This window comes from Promicromonospora kroppenstedtii DSM 19349, assembly GCF_000515355.1.
Lineage (GTDB): Bacteria > Actinomycetota > Actinomycetes > Actinomycetales > Cellulomonadaceae > Promicromonospora > Promicromonospora kroppenstedtii.
In genome coordinates, this window is sequence record NZ_KI911653.1 from 51196 (window position 1) to 53100 (window position 1905).

The following is a 1905-nucleotide window of genomic DNA, read 5'->3' on the forward strand; positions in this document are numbered from 1 at the left end:
CCGGCGGCACCCTCGGCCGAGGGCGCGGCAGAGGCCGCCGACCCCGGCTGCCCGGGACCGGCCGCCGACGAGCTCGCCGGGATCGGCGTGCCGCAGACGTCGCAGTAGTCCGTGGCCTGGCTGGTGTGTCCCTCGGGGCAGACGACGGTCATGCGCGCCTCACCCGGGTGGTCTTCGTGGACGCGGTGTCGAGCGCCATCTCGTCCAGCTTGGCGGTGTTCCGCTTGAGCCGCACGGTGCCCTCCTCCTCGTTCTCCACCTCCACGATCTTGCGCAGGCGCGACGTGGCCTCGTCGTTGCCGGTCTCGGCGGCGAGCTGCACCGCGCGGCCGAGCTTCACGGTCGCCGTCGCCTCGTCGCCCGAGGCCTTGGCCGCCAGGCCCTCCTGGATGGCCGAGGCGAGCTCCGCCTGGCCCGTGTAGTGCGCCACCTCGGGGCTGATCCGGGCGGTCAGGGTCGAGTCGTCCGACCACTTGGCCTTGACCAGGCCCGACGCCGCCACCTCGTCGCCCACCGCCACCTGGACGCGGGCCGCGAGCTGCTCCGAGCCCACGGGCTTCGCCGCCACGCGGACCGCCACGTGGTAGTCGCGGGTCTCGTCGCCCCACGCGCCCGTGGGATACCCACTGGTTAGCGCGTTTACCTCGGTGCGCCGGCTCGTCAGGTCGTCCACCTCGGGGGCCACCTGCTTGACGAACAGCACCTGCGAGCCCTGCGGCGCCCACACGCGCAGGTCCACCGCCGCGACGCCGCGGGACATCGACTTGCGCACCAGGGCCGCGAAGTCCTCCGCGATGTCCTCCGGGCGCGCGATGAGGTCCACCGTGCCGAGCAGCGCCGTCGAGATCTTCCGCAGCTCCTCCACCACCCAGCGGTCGCCCACGCCGCGGGCGTCGCACTGGAAGTGCCCCGTGACGTGGGTGATCATCTGGTCCAGGTGCATCTTCGGCTCGGACTCGTTCTTGCCGTCCGTGAGCAGGATCAGGTGCTTCTGCGCCGCGGGGACGGTGGCGAACAGGTCGTCGGCGAGGCGCAGCCACGTCGAGATGGCCGTGCCGCCGCTGGCCGCCATGGTCGAGATCGCGCGCTTGGCCTCGGCGCGCGCGCCGGGCTCCATGGCCACCATCGGCACGCGGGCGTTCGGGTACGGGAAGATCCTCGTGGCCACGTGCGATCCGCCGATGATCGCGAACAGCGTGCCGTCAGGGATCTGGTCCACGGCCACCGCGGCGGCGTGCTTGGCGGCCTCCATGTTGCGGCCCTGCATGGAGCCGGACGTGTCGACGGCGACGATCTCGGCGACCTGGCCCGCGCCACCGGCGTCCGCGGTGGCGCTCGCAGCGGTACCTGCCCCGGCGGCCCCCGCGCCGGTGCAGGTCACGGACACGATGGCGTGCACGTCGGTGCCGCCGTCGGACAGGAACTCGTTCTGGAAGACCTCGGCGGAGAACTCGGCCACGGTGGCTCCTCTCGGTTACGGCAGGCTAGCGCTGCTCGGTGACAGTCGGGGCGATCCGCGCGAGCGCGGCGGTGATGTTGTCCCGCCCGCCCTGGGCGTTCGCCCAGCGGACGAGCGCCGCGGCGGCGGCGTGGGGTTCGCCGCAGCCGGCGAACTTGCGCACGAGCTCACCCATCTCGTGCGCGTCGGAGCAGTAGTTCCACAGGCCGTCGGAGCAGACCAGCAGCCAGCCGGGCCCGTTCGGCACGGTCGCGGCGCAGCGCGCGTCGGTGTCGGGGGCGTCGGGCCCGAGCCACCGGGTGATGGCGTGCGCCTGCGGCGACGTCTCGGCCTGGGCGCGCGGTACGCCGGCGGCGATCATCTCCTGCGCCCACGAGTCGTCGACGCTGAGCTGCTCCGCGGGCCCGGCGTCCGGCAGCCAGTACACGCGGGAGTCGCCCAGCCAG

At 73.5% G+C, this 1905-nt stretch carries 2 protein-coding genes; both read right to left on the minus strand.

Translation table 11 applies throughout. The annotated features are described in order from the left end of the window. Window positions 1-148: 148 nt before the first annotated feature. Window positions 149-1459, minus strand: a complete 1311-nt coding sequence (locus PROKR_RS10500) for a VWA domain-containing protein (protein WP_036962883.1) — start codon at window positions 1457-1459, stop codon at window positions 149-151. A 25-nt stretch (window positions 1460-1484) separates the two neighbouring features. Next, a partial coding sequence (locus tag PROKR_RS10505) for a PP2C family protein-serine/threonine phosphatase (protein WP_425414878.1) occupies window positions 1485-1905 on the minus strand: 421 nt, incomplete at its 5' end.